This window comes from Streptomyces sp. NPDC005017 (genome assembly GCF_042873115.1).
GTDB lineage: Bacteria > Actinomycetota > Actinomycetes > Streptomycetales > Streptomycetaceae > Streptomyces.
The window spans coordinates 269,811-291,071 of sequence record NZ_JBIALD010000007.1 but is presented as its reverse complement, the minus strand read 5'-3'; the positions used below and the strand labels follow the sequence as shown (position 1 = coordinate 291,071).

At 73.3% G+C, this 21,261-nt stretch carries 20 protein-coding genes; 9 read left to right on the top strand and 11 right to left on the bottom strand.

Annotated elements, in window-relative coordinates:
* The first annotated feature begins 68 nt into the window (after nucleotides 1–68).
* Both ACFYR0_RS13770 and ACFYR0_RS13765 read left to right on the top strand, forming a co-directional pair.
* On the top strand, nucleotides 69–1,151 hold the full coding sequence (locus tag ACFYR0_RS13770; RefSeq protein ID WP_389326121.1) for a S1 family peptidase: 1,083 nt from the start codon (nucleotides 69–71) through the stop codon (nucleotides 1,149–1,151).
* A gap of 920 nt (nucleotides 1,152–2,071) precedes the next feature.
* A complete protein-coding gene (locus ACFYR0_RS13765) occupies nucleotides 2,072–2,941 on the top strand; it encodes an esterase/lipase family protein (protein WP_389326119.1) in 870 nt (289 codons plus the stop codon).
* Nucleotides 2,942–3,031: 90 nt separating this feature from the next.
* On the opposite strand, the gene ACFYR0_RS13760 is transcribed toward ACFYR0_RS13765, so the two are convergent.
* Entirely contained in the window at nucleotides 3,032–4,063 is a 1,032-nt protein-coding gene (locus ACFYR0_RS13760; protein ID WP_389326116.1) for a lytic polysaccharide monooxygenase, read from the bottom strand.
* A gap of 144 nt (nucleotides 4,064–4,207) precedes the next feature.
* On the opposite strand from ACFYR0_RS13760, the gene ACFYR0_RS13755 reads away from it, so the two are divergent.
* Entirely contained in the window at nucleotides 4,208–4,657 is a 450-nt protein-coding gene (locus ACFYR0_RS13755) for a GNAT family N-acetyltransferase (RefSeq protein ID WP_389326114.1), read from the top strand.
* A gap of 285 nt (nucleotides 4,658–4,942) precedes the next feature.
* On the top strand, nucleotides 4,943–5,560 hold the full coding sequence (locus ACFYR0_RS13750; protein ID WP_389326111.1) for a class I SAM-dependent methyltransferase: 618 nt from the start codon (nucleotides 4,943–4,945) through the stop codon (nucleotides 5,558–5,560).
* 4 nt (nucleotides 5,561–5,564) lie between these two features.
* Here ACFYR0_RS13750 and ACFYR0_RS13745 read toward each other — a convergent pair whose 3' ends face one another.
* Together ACFYR0_RS13745 and ACFYR0_RS13740 are read right to left on the bottom strand one after the other, a co-directional pair.
* A complete protein-coding gene (locus ACFYR0_RS13745; protein ID WP_389326108.1) occupies nucleotides 5,565–6,068 on the bottom strand; it encodes a DUF402 domain-containing protein in 504 nt (167 codons plus the stop codon).
* Nucleotides 6,049–6,978, bottom strand: a complete 930-nt coding sequence (locus ACFYR0_RS13740; protein WP_389326105.1) for a GNAT family N-acetyltransferase — start codon at nucleotides 6,976–6,978, stop codon at nucleotides 6,049–6,051. Before ACFYR0_RS13740 ends, ACFYR0_RS13745 begins: the two co-directional genes overlap by 20 nt.
* 71 nt (nucleotides 6,979–7,049) lie before the next feature.
* Between ACFYR0_RS13740 and ACFYR0_RS13735 the strand changes: the two genes are divergently transcribed.
* Nucleotides 7,050–7,421, top strand: coding sequence for a GntR family transcriptional regulator (locus ACFYR0_RS13735; protein WP_389326102.1), 372 nt, complete (start codon nucleotides 7,050–7,052; stop codon nucleotides 7,419–7,421).
* Between the two features lie 78 nt (nucleotides 7,422–7,499).
* Here ACFYR0_RS13735 and ACFYR0_RS13730 read toward each other — a convergent pair whose 3' ends face one another.
* The 4 genes from ACFYR0_RS13730 to ACFYR0_RS13715 form a co-directional block, all read right to left on the bottom strand.
* A complete protein-coding gene (locus ACFYR0_RS13730; RefSeq protein WP_389326099.1) occupies nucleotides 7,500–8,252 on the bottom strand; it encodes a DUF72 domain-containing protein in 753 nt (250 codons plus the stop codon).
* Nucleotides 8,253–8,268: 16 nt separating this feature from the next.
* Nucleotides 8,269–9,363 (bottom strand): DUF5925 domain-containing protein, encoded by a 1,095-nt coding sequence (locus tag ACFYR0_RS13725; RefSeq protein WP_389326096.1) that lies wholly within the window; start codon nucleotides 9,361–9,363, stop codon nucleotides 8,269–8,271.
* 316 nt (nucleotides 9,364–9,679) lie between these two features.
* Nucleotides 9,680–10,126: a hypothetical protein gene (locus tag ACFYR0_RS13720; RefSeq protein ID WP_389326093.1), complete on the bottom strand. Its 447-nt coding sequence runs from the start codon at nucleotides 10,124–10,126 to the stop codon at nucleotides 9,680–9,682.
* Between the two features lie 243 nt (nucleotides 10,127–10,369).
* A complete protein-coding gene (locus tag ACFYR0_RS13715) occupies nucleotides 10,370–11,581 on the bottom strand; it encodes a S8 family peptidase (protein ID WP_389326089.1) in 1,212 nt (403 codons plus the stop codon).
* Between the two features lie 286 nt (nucleotides 11,582–11,867).
* On the opposite strand from ACFYR0_RS13715, the gene ACFYR0_RS13710 reads away from it, so the two are divergent.
* Nucleotides 11,868–12,671 carry an SGNH/GDSL hydrolase family protein gene (locus tag ACFYR0_RS13710; protein ID WP_389326086.1) on the top strand — a complete coding sequence of 268 codons (804 nt, stop codon included), beginning with the start codon at nucleotides 11,868–11,870 and terminating at the stop codon, nucleotides 12,669–12,671.
* A 3-nt stretch (nucleotides 12,672–12,674) separates the two neighbouring features.
* On the opposite strand, the gene ACFYR0_RS13705 is transcribed toward ACFYR0_RS13710, so the two are convergent.
* The 4 genes from ACFYR0_RS13705 to ACFYR0_RS13690 all read right to left on the bottom strand — a co-directional run bounded on the left by ACFYR0_RS13705 (nucleotide 12,675) and on the right by ACFYR0_RS13690 (nucleotide 19,255).
* Nucleotides 12,675–14,291, bottom strand: coding sequence for a protein kinase (locus ACFYR0_RS13705; RefSeq protein WP_389326083.1), 1,617 nt, complete (start codon nucleotides 14,289–14,291; stop codon nucleotides 12,675–12,677).
* 75 nt (nucleotides 14,292–14,366) lie between these two features.
* Nucleotides 14,367–16,037: a nickel transporter gene (locus tag ACFYR0_RS13700; RefSeq protein WP_389326284.1), complete on the bottom strand. Its 1,671-nt coding sequence runs from the start codon at nucleotides 16,035–16,037 to the stop codon at nucleotides 14,367–14,369.
* Between the two features lie 143 nt (nucleotides 16,038–16,180).
* Nucleotides 16,181–17,596, bottom strand: coding sequence for a tetratricopeptide repeat protein (locus ACFYR0_RS13695; protein WP_389326281.1), 1,416 nt, complete (start codon nucleotides 17,594–17,596; stop codon nucleotides 16,181–16,183).
* Nucleotides 17,597–17,719: 123 nt separating this feature from the next.
* Nucleotides 17,720–19,255, bottom strand: a complete 1,536-nt coding sequence (locus ACFYR0_RS13690; protein ID WP_389326080.1) for a DUF4331 domain-containing protein — start codon at nucleotides 19,253–19,255, stop codon at nucleotides 17,720–17,722.
* Nucleotides 19,256–19,421: 166 nt separating this feature from the next.
* Here ACFYR0_RS13690 and ACFYR0_RS13685 point away from each other — a divergent pair, with 166 nt between their 5' ends.
* The 3 genes from ACFYR0_RS13685 (at nucleotide 19,422) to ACFYR0_RS13675 (ending at nucleotide 21,231) form a co-directional block, all read left to right on the top strand.
* Nucleotides 19,422–20,027, top strand: a complete 606-nt coding sequence (locus ACFYR0_RS13685) for a sigma-70 family RNA polymerase sigma factor (RefSeq protein ID WP_386377007.1) — start codon at nucleotides 19,422–19,424, stop codon at nucleotides 20,025–20,027.
* The gene (locus ACFYR0_RS13680; protein WP_389326077.1) at nucleotides 20,024–20,839 is read left to right on the top strand and encodes an anti-sigma factor domain-containing protein; all 816 of its coding nucleotides are present in this window, start codon (nucleotides 20,024–20,026) and stop codon (nucleotides 20,837–20,839) included. The genes ACFYR0_RS13685 and ACFYR0_RS13680 overlap by 4 nt, the downstream gene beginning before the upstream one ends.
* Before the next feature lie 128 nt (nucleotides 20,840–20,967).
* Entirely contained in the window at nucleotides 20,968–21,231 is a 264-nt protein-coding gene (locus ACFYR0_RS13675) for a hypothetical protein (RefSeq protein ID WP_389326074.1), read from the top strand.
* Nucleotides 21,232–21,261 lie beyond the last annotated feature (30 nt).

Genomic DNA, 21,261 nt, shown 5'->3' with positions numbered 1-21,261 from the left:
GTCAACCGGCCTTCCGGTCCCCGAGGTCCCCACGGCCCGCGGACCGACCCCCCACAGGAGGACATGAGTTGAAGCACCGACGCATACCCAGGCGGCGGGCTGCCGCGGCAGGTGCGGGTATCGCCGCACTGGTGGTCGCGGGTGTCACCTTCCAGAGTGCGAACGCCAGCGAGTCCCCGGACACCGTCCAGCCGAAGACCCTCTCGGCACCCGCGGCCGGAAAGCTCGCCACGCTGCTCGGCCAGGACCTCGGCGCCGACGCGGCAGGCACGTACTACGACGCCCGGGCGAAGAACCTGGTCGTCAACGTCCTCGACGAGGCTGCCGCGCAGGCCGTCGAGGAAGCCGGCGCCAAGGCGCGGATCGTCGAGAACTCCCTCGCCGAACTGAAGAGCGCCCGCACCACGCTCCTGCAGGACGCGACCATCCCGGGCACCGCCTGGGTGACCGACCCGACGACCAACAAGGTCGTCGTCACCGCCGACCGCACCGTCTCCGACGCCGAGTGGGCACAGCTCACCGAGGTCGTGCGGGGACTCGGGCAGACGGCCGAACTCCAGCGCACCAAGGGTGAGTTCAAGGCCTTCGTCGCGGGCGGCGACGCCATCACCGACGGCAGCGGCCGCTGTTCGCTCGGCTTCAACGTGGTCAAGGGCGGCGAGCCGTTCTTCCTGACCGCGGGCCACTGCACCGAGTCCATCACCACCTGGTCGGACTCCTCCGGCAAGGAGATCGGCACCAACGAGACGTCCAGCTTCCCGGACAACGACTACGGCCTGGTCAAGTACACGGCCGGGGTCGACCACCCGAGCGAGGTGAACCTCTACAACGGCTCCACGCAGGCGATCAGCGGCGCGGCGGACGCCACCGTCGGCATGGAGGTCACCCGCAGCGGTTCGACCACCCAGGTCCACTCGGGCAAGGTCACCGGCCTGGACGCCACCGTCAACTACGGCAACGGCGACATCGTCAACGGCCTCATCCAGACCGACGTGTGCGCCGAACCGGGCGACAGCGGCGGCTCGCTGTTCTCGGGCGACAAGGCGGTCGGGCTGACCTCGGGCGGCAGCGGCGACTGCACCTCCGGCGGGGAGACCTTCTTCCAGCCGGTGACCGAGGCGCTGTCGGCGACGGGCACCCAGATCGGCTGACCGCCCCTTCCGCGCCGGCCGGCGGCCTCACCCCCGGGACCTCGGTCCCCGGGGTGGGGCCGTTCGCACGTCGAAGCAGGTGACCGAGCGGCCGGATACTCAGACGCCGACGAGCCGGACGCGCTCGCCGCACAACCGGGCCATGTCGCCGACATCGCCTCGGCGACATGGGCGGTGATGCCGGGAGCGCTTAGCGGGGCCGCCTGAGAAGGGCGTCGCTGTCAACCCCCCTTCGTATACGTCAGTTGGCCCAAGGGGGCGTGAGGTGGCTCCCGTCAGCCATCCGCACCTCCAGACCACCGGAGGCGGCGCCCCGGGTAGGGGCGCGGGGCCGTATCGGCTCTCCGGCTACCGCCGCATGAGCGCAACCGCCCCTCTCGGGGGGCGGGGAACTGCGCGAACCACCACGACGAACCGGCGGTGCTCAGGGGCGCAGGGCTGCGTTGGGTCTGCGGCCGCCCGCCGCAGGGGTGCAACCGCCCCTCTCGGGGCGAGGAACTGCGCGAACAACCAGGGCGAACCCGCGGTGTTCAGGGGCGCGGGAGCTGCGCGAACGGCCACGACGGGCCCGTGGTGTTCAGGGCGCGGGAACTGTGCGAACAACCAGGGCGAACCCGCGGTGTTCAGGGGCGCGGGAGCTGCGCGAACGGCCACGACGAACCCGCAGCCGCAAGCGAACCCGCACACCCCGGCCGGCAGGCGTCCCTCGGGAACCGGACGAGAGGGGGCGGTGGGCCACCACATGGCTCGTGTCAACTGGAGCGCCGCCGGAGGCTGATTAGCACCGGAAGTTTTTACTGACGCGTAACTTCCCTCTTTGACTACTCGTTCGTAACTTGACGAGTGAACAGCATCCCGTGATCCGGATCACAGGGCGTAAGGCCGTCGCCAATTCCCTTGAGCCGCAAGGAGATCACCCGATGCTGCCCTGGAAGCGCCTGCTCAGAACCGTCTCCGCGCTGCTGCTGACCGCCGCGGTCGCCACCGTCCCCGCCGCCACCGCGGCCCACGCGGAGAGCGCCGCCACCACCAGCAGCGGCTGGAACGACTACAGCTGCAAGCCGTCCGCCGCCCACCCCCGCCCCGTCGTCCTGGTCCACGGCACGCTCGGCAACTCCATCGACAACTGGCTGGGTCTCGCCCCCTATCTGACCCACCGGGGCTACTGCGTCTTCTCCCTCGACTACGGCCAGCTGCCCGGCGTCCCGTTCTTCTACGGGCTCGGCCCCATCGACAAGTCGGCGGAGCAGCTCAACGCCTTTGTCGACAAGGTGCTCGCGGCGACCGGCGCGGCGGAGGCGGACCTCGTCGGGCACTCGCAGGGCGGCATGATGCCCCGCTACTACCTCAAGTTCCTCGGTGGCGCGGCCGAGGTGAACGCCCTGGTGGGCATCGCCCCCGACAACCACGGCACCACCCTGAACGGGCTGACCCGTCTGCTGCCGTACTTCCCCGGCGCCCGGGACCTGCTCACCGCCGCCACGCCCGGCCTCGCCGACCAGATCGCCGGCTCGCCCTTCCTGACCAAGCTCAACCAGGGCGGCGACACCGTGCCCGGCGTGCGCTACACCGTCATCGCCACCAAGTACGACGAGGTGGTCACGCCGTACGGCAGCGGCTGGCTGCAGGGGCCGAACGTGCGCAACGTACTGCTCCAGGACCTGTGTCCGCTCGATCTGTCGGAGCACCTGGCGATCGCGCTGGTCGACCGGATCGCCTTCCACGAGGTGGCCAACGCGCTCGACCCGGGGCGTGCCACCCCGACCACCTGCGCGTCGGTGTTCAGTTGACGTGCGCCGGGGCCTGACCGGCCTGAGCCGCCGGTCGGGCCCCGGAGATCGTGCGGTGCGCGGGCGGCTGCCCGGCACCCGCCGGCCGGGTCAGTTCCCGTGCCGGCCCGCGGTCGCCGTGCGCCGCCGCGCCGTGGCGAACAGCACGGCCGAGCCCAGCGCGAGAGCGCCCGCCCCGCCCATCGCGATGAGCGCCGTACGCGAGTCACCGCCGGTCTCGGCGAGATTCTGCCCGCCATCGGCGACCTTCTCCCCGGCACCGGCCGCCTTCGGCTCGTTGGCCGCGGAGTCGTCTCCTGCGGCCTCGGCGCCCGGGGTGCCCCCGGCGTCCTGCCCGTCGGCGACGGGCTCGGCGGAGGTGTGCGCGTCGTCGTCGCCGTGGCCGTGGTTCTCCACGGTCGATTCGTCGGCACCGTCCTCGATCTGCTGCTCGGAGGGCGCGGAGGCGCTCGGCGCGGGCTGCGACGGGGCGGTCCGGGAACCGCCGAAGTCGACGTCGGAGCAGGAGTAGAAGGCCTCGGGGCTGTCCGAGCGCTGCCACACGGCGTACAGCAGTTGGCGGCCCGAGCGCTCAGGGAGCGTGCCGGAGAACGTGTAGAAGCCGCCCGACGCGGCCGGGTTCGTCACCGTGGCCACCGGGTCGGCCAGGTCCAGGTCGCCCCAGGCCAGCGGCTTGGTCGGGTCGTAACCGGCCTTCGTCAGATAGACCTTGAAGGTGCCGCGGTGCGGGGCCGTCACACGGTACTTGAAGGTGTACGAGCCGGCGTTCACGCTCGTGGCGGGCCAGTCGGCGCGGGCCAGGTCCAGGCCCTTGAACTCCTCGCCGTCGGCGCTGCACAGCTCGCCGTCGCGGATCAACTCCTGGTGGCGCCCGGCCGCGTCGCCTATGCGGATGCCGTTCCAGTCGTAGAGCGCCTGCGTGCCGCCCGCCGCGACAGCCGCCTTGCAGGCCGCCGACCGAGGGTTCTCCGGACCCTCCGCGTAGCACTGGGCGACCCGGCTGACCGGGTCGCCCATCGAGCCGTGCGCGGCCGCGGGGGCGGCGGTGAGCGCGGTCAGGGCGAGCGGAACCGCACCGAGAGCGGTGACGGTGGCGGCGGCCTTCAGGCGGCGTGCGGGCATCGGTGATCTCCTCCGAGTGGGGGCGGCGATCAGAAGCTAGCCCCACAACCCCGGGAAATCGCCTGCGTACGGCCCCGGACGGAGATCCTTATGGCGGCGTTAAGGAAGTGCTCAGGCTGCGATGAGGTGCGTACCGTTCGGGCCATGAACCACGACGAGATCCGGCCCGCCGGGGCCGACGACGTCCCGGCCGTGAAGGCCGTCACCGACGCCGCCTTCAGCCCCTACATCGAGCGCATCGGGGTGGTGCCGCGGCCCATGGAGGCGGACCACGCGGCGGACGTGGCAGCGGGGAGGGTGTTCGTGACGGGCGACCCCGTCGTCGGTCTCGTCGTCCTGGAGGCGTACGAGGACCACTTGTTCCTGGACAGCATCGCCGTCCACCCGGACACCCATGGACAGGGCGTGGGCGGACGGCTGCTGCGTTTCGTCGAGGCACGCGCGCGTGCGCTGGGTCTGCGGGAGATCAGGCTCTACACGAACGTGATGATGTGGGAGAACCGGAAGATCTACCCGAAGTACGGTTACGAGGTCGTGGGGCGCCGCGTGGACGGCCCGTACGCCCGCGTCCACTACCGCAAGGTGCTGGACTGACCGGGGTTCCTCACGGGCCTTCCGGCCACCAGGTCCGGGCGATGTCTCTCCTGACCTCCGGGCGCTCCGTAGGCCGTTCCTCGGCTTCCTCGCGAACGCGGCGGGATTCCGTCCGCTTCAGGGGCTTTCGCACTGTCTCTCGGCGCATGGCTGCCTCCTTCAGTGCCTACCGAATTCCCGTGTTGTCACGGCGGTAGACCCTTTCGCCGAGAGTTCCTCATCGCGACGTCCCTGTCAGTGGCGCCCGTCACCCTCCGGACTGTCAGTGGCTGCTGGCATTCTGTGATGGTGACCGATAATCGTGACCGTGCGATCACGGTGAGTGTCGACTGGGACGCCGAGGCTGCGGCCTTCGACGACGAACCCGACCACGGCCTGCGCGACCCGGACGTACGCCTCGCCTGGGCCCGCCGCCTGCGCGAATGGCTTCCGCCGGCCCCGGCCGACCTCCTCGACCTAGGCTGCGGCACGGGCAGTCTCTCGCTGCTCGCCGCCGAGCAGGGACACCGGGTGACCGGGGTCGACAGCTCTCGAGCGATGGTCGAGCGGGCCCGGACCAAACTTGCAGGGCGTGACGCGGCGTTCCTGACCGGTGACGCGGCCGAGCCGCCGGTCGGGGAGCAGCTCTACGACGTGGTGCTCGTCCGGCATGTGCTGTGGACCCTGCCCCGTCCCGGCCGCGCCCTGCGCCGGTGGCGCTCGCTGCTGCGGCCGGGAGGCCGGATGGTGCTGGTGGAGGGCGTGTGGGGCACGCTCGCCCCGGTCGGCGTCCCCGCCGCGAGGCTCACCGCCCTCCTCGCCCCCGTCGCCACGGGGCTTCGGGTGGAGCGGCTGTCGGACGACGCCGCGCTGTGGGGGAGAGCGGTGAGCGACGAGCGGTACGCGGTGGTGGCGACCGTGTGACGGGTCAGCCGAGCAGCGCCTCCAGGCCGCCCGCCGTCCTCGCCGACGCCTCCAGGGCGTCGAGGGCGGCCACGGCCTCGGCCGCCGCCCGGGGGTCCCTCGCCGCCAGGCCGCTCTCCTCGAACTCGTCCTCGTCCAGACGGCGTACGTCCGTGCCGTCGGCGGAGCACCACAGGTCCAGGTCCAGGTCCTCCACGACGAGTTCGGTCCCGGTGAGGGCGGCGGGGCGGGTGACGTCGCAGTACCAGCCCTTGAGTCCGCCCGAGGCGGCCCGGACCTCCTTCACCGAGTACCAGCGGTCGCGCCAGTAGTGCTCGGTGAACACGTCGCCGGGCTCGAAGCGGACGAAGCCGAAGTCGCGGACCCCCTCCCCGGCCCAGGCGGCGCGGACGGTGACGCGGGTGCCGTCGTCGGACAGCAGCGCCGCCGGGTAACGGATCTTCGTGCGGCCCGCCTTGAGCAGGACCACCTCCACCTCGCGTGCGGGGTCAGCCGAGTTCGCGGACATGACGCACCTCCGTAGCGCACACCTGGTAGCCGAACCACTTGTTGATCGCCAGCATCGGGTCGTTGCCGGTGTCGTTGCCCGTGAAGGCCTGCGTGTACCCGGCCGCGCGGGCGCGGTGCAGCGAGTGGTTCTTCACCAGCTTGGCCAGGCCCCGGCCGCGGTGTGCGCGGGCCGTGCCGGTCATTCCGCTGCCGTAACGGCGGGCGCCGTCCGTGCGGGCCGCGGTGAAGGCCGCCGGGCGCCCGTCGGCCACCGCGACGACGGACAGTCCGAGGTCGTTGAGCGGATGCCGCCAGGTCTCCGCCAGCCAGGCCTCGTAGTCGGTGAGTTCGGCGCCCGCGTCGCTGGGCTCGTCCGACGTGGTCTCGGCGTCCAGCGCGAACAGCGCGCGCGGATCGTCCGCGAAGTCGGCGGCGGTGCGCAGTTCGACGCCGGGCGGCGGGTCCTGCGGCGGCGGCAGCGTGCCGTTCGCCAGGTCCAGCCGCAGGAAGTGCGCCGACCGGCTCGCGCGATAGCCGTGCCGCTCGGCGAACGCCCGGTTGCCGGGCCCCTCCAGCACCCAGGACAGCAGCCGGGTCGCGCCCTGGGCCGCGAGGTGCTCCTCCGCCGCACGCACCAGCAGCGCACCGGCGCCGCGGCCGGTGCGGTCCGGGCGCACGTACACATTGACGAACCCCTGGCCCGGGTCCGGGCTGTCGTGGATCAGGCCGACCTGCGCGGAGCCGATGATCTCGCCGTCCTCCTCGGCGACGAGCGGACGGTAGCGGGCGGCCGGAGAGAAGTGCGCCAGGTCGTACGCGAGGGAGTCCGCGGTGATCAGATGGAACGGGAGGGCGGCGTGTCTGACGGCGGCGAAGCCCTCCAGATCGGCTCGGGCCTGTGGACGGATCTCGCGCACGATGACGTTCATGGAGCCGCACGTTACGTGGGCCGTGCATCCGGAGCCGCTCATTTTTCCCGCGGGTACGGGACAATCGGCCTGTGACCTTGAAGATCCACATCGATGACAGCGGCGTACCGCCCTACGAGCAGGTGCGGGCGCAGATCTCCGAGCTGGCGCGGGCCGGGACGCTGCCGGTGGGGTACCGGCTGCCGACGGTCCGCGGGCTCGCCGAGTCGCTGGGGCTCGCGGCGAACACCGTCGCGAAGGCCTACCGGGTGCTGGAGGGCGACGGGGTGATCGAGACCCGGGGGCGCAACGGCACGTTCGTCGCCGCCGCGGGCTCCGCCGTCGAGAGGGAACTGGCCGCGGAGGGCCGGGCGTTCGCGGAGCGCGCCCATCGGCTCGGGGCGTCGCAGGAGGAGGCCCTCGCCGCCGTGCGCGACGCGCTGCGGGCGGTCTACGGGCGGTAGCCGCGCGGGCGGGGGGCACACGGGCGTCTTCGGCCGCGCCGGCGGCAGATGCCCGGTGGACGGCGGTCCCGCGGCCGTTCAGGGTGTGCGCGTCGGAGCGAGCCGTGCGCGCCGGGCCATGGCCGCGAAGGCCTCCGCGTCCTGCACCGCCGCCCCGTTCACGTCGTTGTTGAAGTAGGCGAACACGTCCGCGCCCGGTGACCAGGTCCGTGCGATCCGCTCGGCCCACGTCCTCAGCGACCGCTCGCCGTAGCGCGGCCAGGCCCTCGCGCGGCCCTCGTGGAAGCGGACGTACCCCCAGTCCGTGGTCCGCCACAGCGGGGCGGCCGGGCGGGCGCGGACGTCGGCCCAGCACAGGGCGGCCCGCCGGGCCTGGAGGACCTCCCGGACCGCGGACGTCCACCAGGAGTCGTGCCGCGGCTCGACGGCGACCCGGACGTCCGGCGGGAAGCAGGCGAGGCACGCGTCGAGCAGGCCGGGGTCGGCGCGCAGGTTCGGCGGGAGCTGGAGCAGCACCGGCCCGAGCCGGTCACCGAGGCCGGCGGCGTGGCTCAGCAGCCGGCCGACCGGCTCCTCGGGGGTTTTCAGCCGCTTGATGTGGGTGAGGTAGCGGCTCGCCTTCACCGCGACCACGAAGTCGCCGGGCAGCCGCTCCCGCCACGCCTCGAAGTTCTCCCGCGTCGGCAGCCGGTAGAAGGCGTTGTTGATCTCGACCGTGGCGAACCGGGCCGCGTACTCCTCCAGCCAGAGCCGTACGGGCACGCCGGGTGGGTACAGGACACCGCGCCAGTCCCGGTACTGCCACCCCGACGTGCCGACGTACAGGGTCATGCCTCCATCAAAGCACTCAGAGGTACAGTCCCGCGTCCGCGTCCGCGCGGGGTTCCGGCAGGGCGGTCGGGGACGTGCCGCGGCGCAGCGCGTACAGCTCGGCCAGGGTGGCGCCCTCGCGGCCGACGCCCTCCTCGGTGCCCAGCCAGCCCACCGCCTCCTCGCGGGTGAGGCGGCCGACCTCGATCCGGGCCAGACAGCGGCCCGGCCGTACGACGGCGGGGTGCAGGCGTTCCAGGTCCTCGTTGGTGGTGACCGCGACCAGGACGTTGCGCCCCTGCCCGAGCAGGCCGTCGGTGAGGTTCAGCAGCCGGGACAGGGCCTGGCCCGCGGTGTGCTTGGCCTCGCCGCGGATCAGTTCGTCGCAGTCCTCCAGGAGCAGCAGCCGCCAGCGGCCCTTGCCCGTGGAGTCGTCCTCGCCGATCGCGATGTCCATCAGATAGCCGACGTCGCCGAACAGCCGCTCCGGGTCCAGGACGCAGTCCACCTGGCACCAGTCCCGCCAGGAACGGGCGAGGGTGCGCAGCGCGGACGTCTTGCCGGTGCCCGGCGGGCCGTGCAGGAGCAGCAGCCGGCCCGCGATGTCCTCCGGCGTCGTCTTCATCAGCCGGTCCATCGCGTCCGCCACGGGCGCGGTGTAGTTGGGCCGCACCTCCTCCCAGGTGCCCGCCGAGATCTGGCGGGTGGTGCGGTGCGGGCCGCGCCGGGGGGAGACGTACCAGAACCCCATCGTCACGTTCTCCGGCTGCGGTTCGGGCTCGTCCTCCGCGCCGTCCGTGGCCTTTCCCAGCACCTCTGCGGCCAGTTCGGCGGTGGTCGCGGTGACCGTCACGTCGGCGCCCCGGTTCCAGCGGGAGACCAGCAGCGTCCAGCCCTCGCCCTCGGCGAGGGTCGCGCTGCGGTCCTCGTCGCGGGCCACGCGCAGCACCTTCGCGCCCTGGGGGAGCAGGGTCGCGCCGGACCGCACGCGGTCGATGTTCGCCGCGTGCGCGTACGGCTGCTCGCCCGTCGCGAAACGGCCGAGGAACAGCGCGTCGACGACATCGGAGGGCGAGTCCGAGTCGTCGACGTTGAGCCGGATCGGCAGGGCGTCCTGCGGGTGAGCTGACATGGGGCCATGATCCGTCACAAGTGCCCGGTGTGCACCCGGTTTCCACCGGGCGGTCCCGCCGGCGCCGCCGCCCGCGACGGGGCTCAGGACCCTTCTGACGGATCTCCGCGGCGTCGCGACGCCCGGCACGCCCTCCCCACTGCCTCAAGGGCGTGGGAGGTGCCCCCAGCCGCACGGCGCGGAGGGTCAGGTGGCTCCGCCACATGGCCCTCCGCACCGCACGCCGATCGCACGCGCCGAACGCCGTTCCTTCTCCTACGAGATCCGTCAGAAGGGCCCTGGGGAGTGAGCCGGGAGAGGGCGTACGGACGTCCGGTCACCTGTCCCGTCGTCGTCGCGCGGCGCGCTCGCGCAGGCGCCGCACCGGGACCAGCAGGAGAGTGAGCGCGCTGACCGCGGCCACGACGACGATGCCGCCGCGCACCGACCACAGGTCCAGGGCCAGCATGCCGTGGACCACCAGCACGTCGACGACGATCGCCCCGCCCAGCGCGGCGATGGCGCGCCCCAGGGGGTCCGGTCCGCGCAGGACCACGGAGAAGGCCGCGGCCGGTGCCCCGAGCAGGAAGAACAGGGTGAACGGGCCGCGCACCGGCGAGTCGGAGCCGCTCAGCGCGAGCAGCCCACCCGCGCAGACGGCGGCCGTGGCGGTGCCCGCGAGCAGGGTGAGCAGGTCCCGCGCCGCTCCCGGTCCCGCCCGCTCGGCGTCGTCCGCCGGGACCGGGCTGTCGCCTTTCGCGCCTTTGGCGCCCATGGTCTGCATAGCGACGTTTCCCCCCCCGAAGCGCCGGATGCCGGGCTTCAATGTCGCGCAGCCGCCTGCGAGCGTCAAGACGGGGAAGGGCCTCGGAACAGTTGTTCTCGCCCGGGGCCGGGGACGTGCCGGCCGGCGCGGGCGTGCTCCCCGGAAGCAGTGGGGTACCCCGGGGAACACGCCGGTCACAGGGGGCCCGTCGGTGTCACCCGACGAGCCCCGGCGGCCGCGTGGCCGCCGGGCTTCACTGCGTCAGGGGATGAGCTTCAGCAGGCGGTTGGGCGAGCCGCTGCCGGGGCTGGTGACCTTGCCGGTGGTGGCGCCCGAGGTCAGCGCCGTGGCGACCTGGGCCGGGGTGGCCGAGGTGTGGTTCGCGAGGTACACGGCCGCCGCGCCCGCGACGTGCGGGGTCGCCATCGAGGTGCCGGAGATGGTGTTGGTGGCGGTGTCGGAGGTGTGCCAGCCGGCCGTGATGGACGAGCCGGGGGCGAACAGGTCCAGGACCGAGCCGTAGTTGGAGTAGCTCGCCCGGGCGTCCGTGCTGGTCGTGGCGCCGACCGTGAGGGCCTGGGTGACGCGGGCGGGGGAGTACGAGGAGGCGTTGGCGTTGCTGTTGCCCGCGGCCACCGCGAAGGTCACGCCGCCCGCGACGGAGTTGCGCACGGCCGTGTCGAGCGTGGTGGACGCGCCGCCGCCCAGGGAGAGGTTGGCGACGGAGGGGCCGCTGTGGTTCGCGGTCACCCAGTCGATGCCCGCCACGACGCCCGCGGTGGTGCCCGAGCCGCTGTTGTTCAGCACCCGGACGGCGACGATCCGTGCCTTCTTGGCGACGCCGTACGTCGAGCCCGCGATCGTGGTGGCCACATGGGTGCCGTGGCCGTTGCCGTCGGAGGCGGTGGTGTCGCCGTCGACGGCGTCGTAGCCGTAGGAGGCCCGGCCGCTGATCTGGGCGTGGGTGATGCGCACACCGGTGTCGATCACATACGCCGTCACCCCGCCGCCGCCGGCGGAGTCGGGGTAGGTGTAGGTGCCGGAGAGCGGCAGGGAGGTCTGGTCGATGCGGTCCAGGCCCCACGGGGCGTTGCTCTGCGTGAGGTCGGAGGCCGTCACGACCTGGTCCTGCTCGACCGAGGCCACCGACGGGTTGGCGGCGAGCCGCCGTGCCTCGGCGGCGGAGAGCGTGGCGGCGTAACCGTTCAGCGCGGCGCCGTACGTCCTGCGCACCGTGCCGCCGTAGGCCTTGATGAGGCCCTTGCCGATGGTCGAGGACGCCTTGAAGCCCGCGCCCCGCTTCAGCGTGACGAGGTAGCTGTCCTTGACCGCGGTGGGGGAGTTCGCGGCCAGGACCCGGCCCTCGGCCGGGGCGGCCTGGGCGGGGAGGGCGGTCAGGCCGCCGACGAAGGCGGCGGTCGCCAGACCGGTGATCGCGGCGAGCCGGATCTTGTTTCTCCGCAGGTGTGCCATTACGAGGTGGTCCTCCTCTAGGCGGCACGCGTCCGGTGGGGCGCGTGTCTGTGGGGGTGTGCGTGTGGTGGCGCGATCAAAGCCTCGCCGCGCGGTCCATGCCGGACAAGGGAGTTGAGGGAGTGTCAACAAGCCTGTCATGAACGCGTAATCGAACACATGGCGAACATGCGGGAAGCGCTCCAGGGAGACCCGAGAGCTCGTTGATTTTTGGCATGGACACTTCCAGTCAACACGCGTAGCTGCTACCACAGTTATGGCAGAGATCCTGCTAAACGGAGGTTCCATGAGACGTTACGGACTTGTCGTATACGTAAGTTCACTCCTCCTCGCCATCGGCACCGCCCTCACCGGGGCCGCCACGGCACAGGCCGCCGAGTCCGCCGCGGTGTCCTACGTGGCACTCGGCGACTCGTACTCCTCGGGTGTCGGCGCCGGCGGCTACATCGGCTCCAGCGGCGACTGCAAGCGCAGCACCAAGGCGTACCCCTACCTGTGGGCTGCCGCCAACTCGCCCTCGTCGTTCGCCTTCAACGCCTGCTCGGGCGCCCGAACGGATGATGTCCTGGCCGGCCAGCTGGGCTCGCTCAACTCCGGCACCGGTCTGGTCTCCATCAGCATCGGCGGCAACGACGCGGGCTTCGCCGACGTCATGACGACCTGTGTGCTCTCGTCCGACAGCACCTGTCTGTCCCGCATCAACACCGCCCGGGCCTACGTCGACTCGACACTGCCCGGCAAGCTCGACGGGGTCTACTCGGCGATCCGCACCCGTGCCCCCTCTGCACGGGTCGTCGTCATCGGCTACCCCCGCTTCTACAAGCTCGGCACCAGCTGCCTCGGCCTGTCGGAGGCCAAGCGGTCCGCCATCAACGCCGCCTCCGACCACCTGAACAGCGCGATCGCGCAACGCGCCGCCGCCTACGGCTTCGTCTTCGGCGATGTGCGCGGCACCTTCACCGGGCACGAGATCTGCTCCGGCAGCGCCTGGCTGCACAGTGTCAACTGGCTCAACATCGGCGAGTCCTACCACCCGACGGCCTCCGGCCAGTCGGGCGGCTACCTGCCGGTCATGCGGAACGCCGCCTGAGTCTCACTCGGTCAGCGAAGCACTGGGGGAGGCCTCGCCCGTCGGGGTCTCCTCCGTCTCACAGGTGACGGAGAACGCCACGTGGTTCGACGTCGCCCGGACCGGGTCACGCACCTCGACACCCAGCTCGTCGGAGTACCTCCCGCTGTTCGCGTACGTCGTCACGATCACCGTGTCCTGCCCGGTGCGCGGGCCGCCCTCGGGCAGCGACAGCGTCTTCCAGCCGCCCGCCATCACGTCCCCGCCGCGCGTCACCCACCGGTAGCCGACCTGCGCCGGGAGCCGGCCGACCGTGAAGGTCGCCGTGAACGAGGGCGCCTCGGCCTGCGGCGGCGGACAGGTTCCCGTGTAGTCCGTCCGGGTGCCCGCCACGCTCACCTGGACCGACTGCGGGGGCGGAGCGCTCGACGGCGACGCGCTCGTCGCGCTCGGCGTGGGCGTCGGCTCCGGGGTGTCCGACGGCTTCTCGCTCGCGCTCGGCGACACCGCCGGGCCCGTGCGGCTCTGTGTGCTCCCGCCGCCGGGATCCCCGCCACCGCCGTCCCGGTTGAGCAGGGCGTAGGTCAGCCCGGCGACGGCCAGGGCCAGCACCACGCTCCCGGCGACCAGGGCCGTGGCGGCGCGCCGGTTGCGCGGCGGCGGGCCGGTCCGCGTCGTCGCCGTGCCGCCGGGCGGGGGCACGGGGGTGGCCGCCTCGCGCAGCGGACGCACGGGCGTGGTCGGCCCGGTCGGCGGCGGCCCCACGATCGTCGGGGCGGTCGAGGCGGACCAGGCGGCATCGGAGCGCGGTGCTCCGCCCGCCGCCACCAGCCGCAGGTCGCGCCCGGCCTGCTCGGCCGACATCCGCTCGGCGGGGTCCTTGCGCAGCAGCCCGGCGATGACCGGGCCGAGCGCCCCGGCGCGGCGCGGCGGCGGCAGCTCCTCGTCGACGATCGCGCGCAGGGTGCTCAGCGGTGTGTCATGGCGGAACGGCGAGATCCCCTCGACCGCCGCGTACAGCAGCACCCCCAGGGACCACAGGTCGGAGGCCGGTCCCGGGGTGCGGCCCAGCGCCCGCTCCGGCGCCAGGAACTCCGGCGAGCCCACCACCTCCCCGGTCATGGTCAGCGCCGAGCTGCCCTCGACCGTGGCGATCCCGAAGTCGGTCAGCACCACCCGGCCGTCGTTCGCCATCAGCACGTTGCCCGGCTTCACGTCCCGGTGCAGCACGCCGGCCTCGTGGGCCGCGTGCAGCGCGGACAGCACCTCGGCGCCGATCAGCGCCGCCCGGCGCGGGTCCAACGGGCCCTCGGCCTCCAGCAGTTCGGCGAGCGAGATGCCCCGGACCAGTTCCATCACGATCCACGGCCGGCCGTCCTCGGTGGCCACGTCGTACACCGTCACCACATTGCGGTTCGCCACCCGCGCGGCCGCCCACGCCTCGCGCTCCAGCCGCGCGTACAGCCGGTCCACGTCGGAGGCGGGCAGCCCGGCGGGCGCGCGGACCTCCTTGACGGCGACCTCGCGCATGAGGATCTCGTCCCGGGCCCGCCACACCGTCCCCATCCCGCCCTCGCCGAGGGGGGAGAGAAGCCGGTAGCGGCCCGCGATCACACGCTCATTGCCCGGTGACTCCGACACGGGCACCCCCAATCGACGCCGCGGGAGTCATGTCCCGTCCGATGTGGTCCCGTCTGATTTCTCCCCAAAATACGCTCAGCCGATCGCGGATGCCGCCCCCTTGAACAGCAAAGCCGCCCCGAGCACCAGTACGACCACCGCCGAGACCAGCGGCAGCGCACGGCGTGCCCGGGCCACCAGCGGGTGCGCCGACCAGCGCGGCCGCCGCTCCAGGGCCTGTACGGCCCGCCCGCCGAGCCGTACGACGGCGAACCCGGCGGCGGTGAGCGTCAGCGCGAGCCCCGCGCCGTAGGCGACCACCAGCAGCAGTCCGAACCAGGCGTGCCCCATCGCTGCCGCGCCGACCAGCACGACCACCGCGGACGGGCTGGGCACCAGGCCGCCCGCGAAGCCCAGGAGAAGGGTGCCGCGCAGGGTGGGGGCGGTGGAGTGGGTGTGGGTGTGGCCGTTGTGCGTGTGGGTGTGCGTGTGACCCGTGTGCGCGTGGGTGTGTGTGGGGCCGGTGTGCGGGTGGGCGTGCGTGTGCGAAGGGGGCTGTTCGGTGGGGTGGTGGTGATGCGTGTGCCCGTCATGGCCGGGGCCGTGCCCGTCGTGGCTGTGGCTGTGACCGGGTGCCCCGACGAGGGCCAGCCGCCGCGCGGGGACCTCGGGATGCGGATGCGGATGCGGATGCGGATCAGGGCCCGGGTCCGGGTGCGGGTGGGTGTGGCCGTGCGAGTGGCCGTGCGAGTGTCCGTGCCCGTCTCCGTGCCCGCCCCGCCACGCCCTGCGGACGAGGACCAGCCCGGCCCCCGTCACCAGTGCCCCGCTCGCGATGCCCAGCCAGGAGATCACCGAGGGCGCGGCCGCTGAACCGGCCGTGACCAGCAGGCCGAGGACGACCACGCCGAGCGTGTGGGTGACGGTCACCGAGGCGGCCAGGGGCAGCACGTCCCTCGGCCGGGCCCGGCCGCCCCGGGCCGCCGCCGTCGCGGCCATCAGCGTCTTGCCGTGGCCCGGCGCCAGGGCGTGCATCGCCCCCAGGGCCACGGCGATCAGCAGCGCCAGCGCCGCGAAGCCGAGGGTGAGGTCCTGCCGGGCGACCAGGGAGTCCAGGGCCCGGGTGAACCGGTCGGCCCCGCGCGGCAGGATCGAGGAGGCCGGGGCGTCCCCGCTCTCCTCCGCCAGGGCCGGGCCGCCCGGCCGCACCGACAGGGACGCGGTCGAGGTGTCGGCCGGCGAGGACAGCAACTCCTCGGGGTACTCGGTGAGTTCGCCCGATACGGAGTCGCGCGGCACGTCGGACCCCGTGAGGGTCATCCGGTCGCCTCGCGCGGTCACCTCCCGCCAGCCCGGCCCGGACGAGGCCCCCGCCGCGCGGAAGCCGACCGTGACGTCCTCGCCCTCCGGCAGCGGCGCGGAGAACCGGCACTCCAGACGCAGGGTGTCCAGTCCTGCCTGCCCGGGCAGCGTCCGCGCCCGGCTCGAGGTCACGGACAGCGCGACCGTACGGCCCGCCACCTCGACCTCGCTGTCCCGCGCGGCCGTCGCGCACCGCGCCCGCGCCCACGCGGCGAGGCCGGACCTCTTGATCTGGGGGCCCGCCTGGGTGGCGGGGATCTCGGCGAGGTCCTCGACATGGTCGACGCGCAGCTCACCGGGGGCCGCGACCAGGCCGTCGTAGCGATTGACGGTGAAGTTCCCGAGCGGATGCGCGCTCGCGGCCCCGGCGGGGGCCAGCACCAGCGCGCCGACGGCCGCGAGCAGGACGCCCGCGGTGACGAGCCCGCGGCGGGTCGTCGGGCGGCCGGTGGCGGATTGGTGTGGGCGGGTCGTCGCGGGGCCGGTGGCGGACCCGTGCGGCCGGGCCGTCGCGCGGTCCGCGGCGCCGGCGGGCGCGGGGGAGGTGGTCACTTCGCGGCCTCCAGGGTCTTCAGTGCCGCCCGGGCCTGCCGGGCGCCCAGCGGGGAGAAGCCGGGGTTGAGCGCGAGGGCCTTCTCCAGATGGGTCCGGGCCGCCCGCTCCTGGCCCGCGGCCAGTTCGACGACGCCCCGGTGGAAGTGGAACGCGGCGTTGCGGTAGCCGGTCGCCGTGGCGCGCCGGGCGTACGGGAGGGCCTCCGCGTCACGGCCGTTGACGTGCAGCGCCCAGGCGAGGGCGTCGGCGGTGTGGACGGTCCGGCGACGGGACCACTCGGCGCGGGCGGCGCGCAGGGCGGCGGCCCGGTCGCCGTGGTCGGCGGCGGCGAGCGCGGTGTCGAGGTCCACGTCGACACCGCCCGCGCGGGCCAGCGCCGTCCAGGCGTCGACGAGGGCGTACTGGTCGCGGGCCCTGGCCCGGTCGCCCGGCCCGCCGCGCGCCTCGTACAGCTCGCCCAGCGCCACCAGCGGTCCGGGCAGCGGGGCCCGTGCCACCACCCGCTCCAGGCCCTCGATCGCGACGGCCCGCCGTCCGCTCGCCGCCTGGGCGCGCGCGCGGCCCTCCAGCGCGGGGAGGTAGTTCTCGTCGGCGGCCAGGGCCCGCCCGTAGTGGCGCAGGGCGACCGTGTACTCGCCCTCGTTCCAGGCGAGCTGGCCGAGCTGGGCGGAGACGTAGGCGATGTCGCCGGGGGCCGTCGCCCCGGCCAGGGCCTGCTCCAGCACCCGGCGGGCGTCGGCCACGTCACCGCGCAGCTCGCGCACGTACGCGTACCGGGTGAACACCGGGATGCCGGGCCGCCGGTCGTCGGCCGTGGCGGCGGCGCGCGCGGCCTCGTCGTAGCGGCCGAGCTCGACGAGCGCGTCGACCCGGGTGCACAGCGCCCGTTCGCTGTAGGGGTTCTCCTCAAGCGCCCGGTCGGCGTCCGCGAGGGCGCCGGTGAAGTCGTGCCGCGCCGCGGCGAGCGCGGCCCGGCCGGCCAGGGCCTGGTCGTTGCCGGGCCGGAGGTCCAGCGAACGCTTCAGCGCCCGCTCGGCCTCCGGGTAGCGCGAGGGGTCCCCGTCGGTCCTCGCCTGCTCGACGTAGGCGAGGGCGAGGGCCGACCAGCCGCTGAAATCCCTTGGCTGGGTGCGCAGATGGGCCTGGAGGGTGCCGACGCTCGCCGCGTTTGCGCGCCCCGCCCAGGGGGCGGCCGTGGCGGCGGCCTCCTGCCGTCCGCCGGCGTTCCCCAGGGCGACGGATCCCGCGGTGAGGGCCACGGCCAGCAGCAGGGCGGGCACGGCCGCCCGCGCGGCCCGCCGCCGCTTCGACGGCGCGGCGGCCTCAGTGTCGTGCGTTCCCGGGGTCATCGCCCTCTCCTGGGTCGGGTGCGTGCTGTTCGGGGAGGCGCGGCCCGCGCCGTGGGGGATGGGAGGTGTGCGGGCCGCGCCGGTCCTCGGGTGTGCGGGTGAGGGGGCCGGGACGGGCGTGGCGCCCGCCCGTCGGGCCGCGCGAGGCGGCGGCCCTGGATACGGCCCCGCTCCCCGGGGCGCTCAGTACGCCCGTCCCCGCATGCGACGCCACCACATCAGGCCTCCGCCGATCAGCAGGATGCCGAGGGCACCGGCACCGGCGGAGCCCGCGATCAGCGCGGTGTCGTCCATGCCGCCGTCGGTCCCGACCGGCTGGAGCGCGTCGCCGAGCTGGCTGCGCACGTCCGTGCCCGAGGTGGTCCCCTTGGCCAGCGGCCCGCGCGAGCCCTCGGTGGGCAGCGCGACGTACGGGAACTTCTTCTCGAAGGCCTTGTCGTTCTTGTCGACCGCGTCGCCCAGGTCGTTCTTCGCGCCGAGCAGTTCGCCCTCGACCACCTGGAGCGAGGCGTCGATCACGTCGTCGGTGAGCCGGCGGCCGTTCGGGAAGCCCGCGTTGTCCCCGTCGAGCACGCCGAGCCGCTTGGGGCTCTTGGCGGGCGCGATCGAGGTGTTGAGGCGCAGCATCTCCGAAGGACGCACGTGCGGCGGCTGGTTGAGGCCCTTGACGCCCTTGAGGAACACGTCGACCAGGTCGTTGCGCGGCTCGGCCGGGGCCTTGATCTTGTAGATCGCCTCGATGAGCTTGGGCAGTTCGGGGTTGGTGACGTTCTTCAGGAACTTCGCGTCGTCCCAGGGCGCGCTGGCGTTGAACTTGTCCTTGTCGCCGACCGGGTTGACGACCTCGTTGACCAGCGGGCTGCCGAGGCGGGAGACCTGGGTGAAGTAGCCCTGGGCGTTCTTGCGCTGGGTGGTCGACCAGATGCCCACCACCGGCTGGTGCGACGACTGCCGGATCATGTGGCTCGGGACCTGGAGGGCGATGGAGTTGACGTTGTAGCCCTTGAGCGTGTCGTTGCCGACCTCGGAGAGGTTCCCGCCGTACAGCAGGTCGAAGACCCTGAGGTCCAGGAAGAACGGGTCGTCGGCCTGTCCGGCGAACGCCGTCGAGCCGCCCGCCAGCTTGTGCACGGCCTGCGACCGCAGCTTGGCGTAGTCCGGCATGGACGCCTTGCCGACGTTGGACGGGGCGACCGGCACATCGTCGGCGATCTTCGTGCGCGAGCTCAGCTTCTGGTGCTTCAGCCGCAGCAGTTCGACGTCGTAGGTCTGCGTGATGTTGAGGTCCGGGTCGTCGAGGCTCTCGACGGCACCGGTGTTGTAGAGGAAGGTCCGCTTGTTCTTGACGTGCGTCTTGAACGTGAAGCGGTAGAGCAGGTCGCCCTGCGCGTCGCCGTCGCTGTCGATGTGGATGTCGTACTGGGCGTCCTCGGCGAACGGGAAGAAGTTCGGTCCGCCGGCGGGCTCCTCGAACGGGATCCAGTTGGCGACGATGGTGGTCGTGTCCGGCTTGTCCGGGCTCACGAACGCGTACACGTCGGTGTTGTCGTACTGCGGCTGCCCCGAGATCAGAGGGGCCTCCCGGTGGCTGGAGGCGGAGGCCGTCCGCGGTTCCAGCGCGGTCGCACCGGCGGCCGCGAGCCCACCGGCGGCCAGCGCGCCGCATATGAGGCTCGCGACGCCCTTGCGTCCCGATCCGCTCCTGGAGATAGGTGTCATGCCGTCCGTCCTCAGTGCCGAGTTGCCTGACGTCGGGAGATTCGGAACGGTGCGCGGGGCGGATTGGTCGGTCCGGAAGAATCTTGGAAATCTTGTTTTCCCGGTCCCGGGCCCGCGTTTTCGCCACCCTGATCCGTAACACCATCCGGAGGTGCGTTCGGTGCGAATGCCTGGTGTGACGGGACAGGGCGGCCGGTGCGGCCGGCGAGAGGGGGAAGGCGTGCGGGAACAGGCGGCGGACGAGCTGCTGCTGCGCGTCGCCAGGGGCGATCAGCGGGCGTTCGAGCAGCTGTACCAGGTGGTGTCCGGACCGGTGTTCGGTCTGGTCCGGCGGGTGGTGCGGGACCCGGCGCAGACGGAGGAGGTGGCGCAGGAGGTGCTGCTCGAACTCTGGCGCTCCGCCGCCCGGTTCGACCCGGGCCGCGGCTCCGCGCTGGCCTGGGTGCTCACCCTCGCCCATCGCCGTGCCGTGGACCGGGTGCGCAGCGCCCGCGCGGCCGGGGAGCGCGAGCAGCGCGAGGCCCTGCGCTCCGGCGGGCCCGCCTTCGACCAGGTCGCCGAGGAGGTGGAGGCCGGCCTGGAGCGCGAGTGGGTGCGCCGCTGCCTGGACCGGCTGACCGCGCTGCAACGCCAGTCGGTGACGCTCGCCTACTACGACGGCTACACCTACCGCGAGGTCGCCGAGCGCCTGAAACTGCCGCTGGGCACGGTGAAGACACGGATGCGCGACGGCCTGACCCGGCTGCGCGAGTGCCTGGGAGGTGCGGCATGAGCCTGATCGACCGCCTGCTGGGCCGGACCGACCTGCACTCGCTGGCCGCCCCCTACGCGCTGGACGCCCTCGACGCGGACGAACGCCGCCGCTTCGAACGCCATCTGGCGGGCTGCGAGCGCTGCGCCGGGGAGGTGCGGGCCCTGTCGGAGGACGCCGTGCGGCTCGCCTGGTCCACCGCGGCCGCGCCGCCCCCCGCCCTGCGCGACCGGGTCCTGGCCGCCGTGGCCGCCACCGCGCAGGAGCCGGTCGCCGCCGCTCCCGAGCGTGCCGGGCGGCTGCCCGCCCATGTCTGGGGCACGGAACCGCCGCCGGGACGCCTCCGTGCGCCCCGGCCGCGCCCCCTGCTGATGCCGTTCGCCACCGTCACGGCCGCCGCGGCGCTCGTCGTCGCCGCGCTGTTCGCCGTACAGGCGAACGACACGCAGAGGCGACTGGACGCCGAGCGGGACCGGGCACGTGAGATCGCCCACGTTCTCGCCGCTCCCGACGTGCGGACGGCCGCCTCGCGGGACGACGGGGGCCGAAGTGTCGGAGTGATCGCCTCCGCTTCGGAGGGCCGCGCGGTGGTGACGCTGAGCGGATACGGCGAACCGTCGGGCGGCCGCGTGCACCAGCTGTGGGTCATGCGCCCCGATGCGCGGCCCCGCTCCCTGGGCCTGTTCGAGGGCGACACGCCCCTGGTCGCGGCCGGCCTCGACCCGTCCTCCACGTCACTCGCCGTAACCGTCGAGCCCGACGGCGGCTCACCGCAGCCCACTTCACAGCCGGTTGTCCAACTCGCCCTGGAATCGGTTGGATTCGGAGAGTGACGGCCGAGGGGTCGTCAACACCCTTACGGGGAAGGTGAATCCTGTGACCGCGATACACGAGTGCCCCGACGGGGCGATAGGGTTACCCTGCCCGTGGGCCGGGTGGACTCGTACGGGTGGGGAGTGACATGGAACAGATAGCTGTGCGCAGGGCGAGGGTCCCTGCCATCACCTGCGGGAGCAGCGCGACCAGTTCGCGCCTCGACCGGCATCTCTCGGTGCTCGGCGGTCCCGCCGTGCCGCAGCAGAAGACGGCCGAGGCGACCTCGCTGATGCGTGAGCTGACCGCCCGTGAGCCCGAGCGCCACCGGGGCAGCCGCGCGCGGATGAGCCGCGTCTCGCTGTTCGCACCGCTGCGCCGCCTGCGCCGCACGCTCTTCGGCGGTCACTGAGCCGTCCCACCCCGGAGGCAGCCTCCGGGG

Bases quoted from the DNA above. Each gene is read 5' to 3' on its own strand.
- ACFYR0_RS13760 (WP_389326116.1), bottom strand. From the start codon at position 4,063: ATGCCCGCACGCCGCCTGAAGGCCGCCGCCACCGTCACCGCTCTCGGT.
- ACFYR0_RS13725 (WP_389326096.1), bottom strand. From the start codon at position 9,363: ATGTCAGCTCACCCGCAGGACGCCCTGCCGATCCGGCTCAACGTCGAC.
- ACFYR0_RS13685 (WP_386377007.1), top strand. From the start codon at position 19,422: ATGCCTGGTGTGACGGGACAGGGCGGCCGGTGCGGCCGGCGAGAGGGG.
- ACFYR0_RS13690 (WP_389326080.1), bottom strand. From the start codon at position 19,255: ATGACACCTATCTCCAGGAGCGGATCGGGACGCAAGGGCGTCGCGAGC.
- ACFYR0_RS13680 (WP_389326077.1), top strand. From the start codon at position 20,024: ATGAGCCTGATCGACCGCCTGCTGGGCCGGACCGACCTGCACTCGCTG.
- ACFYR0_RS13745 (WP_389326108.1), bottom strand. From the start codon at position 6,068: ATGTCCGCGAACTCGGCTGACCCCGCACGCGAGGTGGAGGTGGTCCTG.
- ACFYR0_RS13675 (WP_389326074.1), top strand. From the start codon at position 20,968: ATGGAACAGATAGCTGTGCGCAGGGCGAGGGTCCCTGCCATCACCTGC.
- ACFYR0_RS13710 (WP_389326086.1), top strand. From the start codon at position 11,868: ATGAGACGTTACGGACTTGTCGTATACGTAAGTTCACTCCTCCTCGCC.
- ACFYR0_RS13765 (WP_389326119.1), top strand. From the start codon at position 2,072: ATGCTGCCCTGGAAGCGCCTGCTCAGAACCGTCTCCGCGCTGCTGCTG.
- ACFYR0_RS13730 (WP_389326099.1), bottom strand. From the start codon at position 8,252: ATGACCCTGTACGTCGGCACGTCGGGGTGGCAGTACCGGGACTGGCGC.
- ACFYR0_RS13750 (WP_389326111.1), top strand. From the start codon at position 4,943: ATGGTGACCGATAATCGTGACCGTGCGATCACGGTGAGTGTCGACTGG.
- ACFYR0_RS13740 (WP_389326105.1), bottom strand. From the start codon at position 6,978: ATGAACGTCATCGTGCGCGAGATCCGTCCACAGGCCCGAGCCGATCTG.
- ACFYR0_RS13755 (WP_389326114.1), top strand. From the start codon at position 4,208: ATGAACCACGACGAGATCCGGCCCGCCGGGGCCGACGACGTCCCGGCC.
- ACFYR0_RS13715 (WP_389326089.1), bottom strand. From the start codon at position 11,581: ATGGCACACCTGCGGAGAAACAAGATCCGGCTCGCCGCGATCACCGGT.
- ACFYR0_RS13720 (WP_389326093.1), bottom strand. From the start codon at position 10,126: ATGCAGACCATGGGCGCCAAAGGCGCGAAAGGCGACAGCCCGGTCCCG.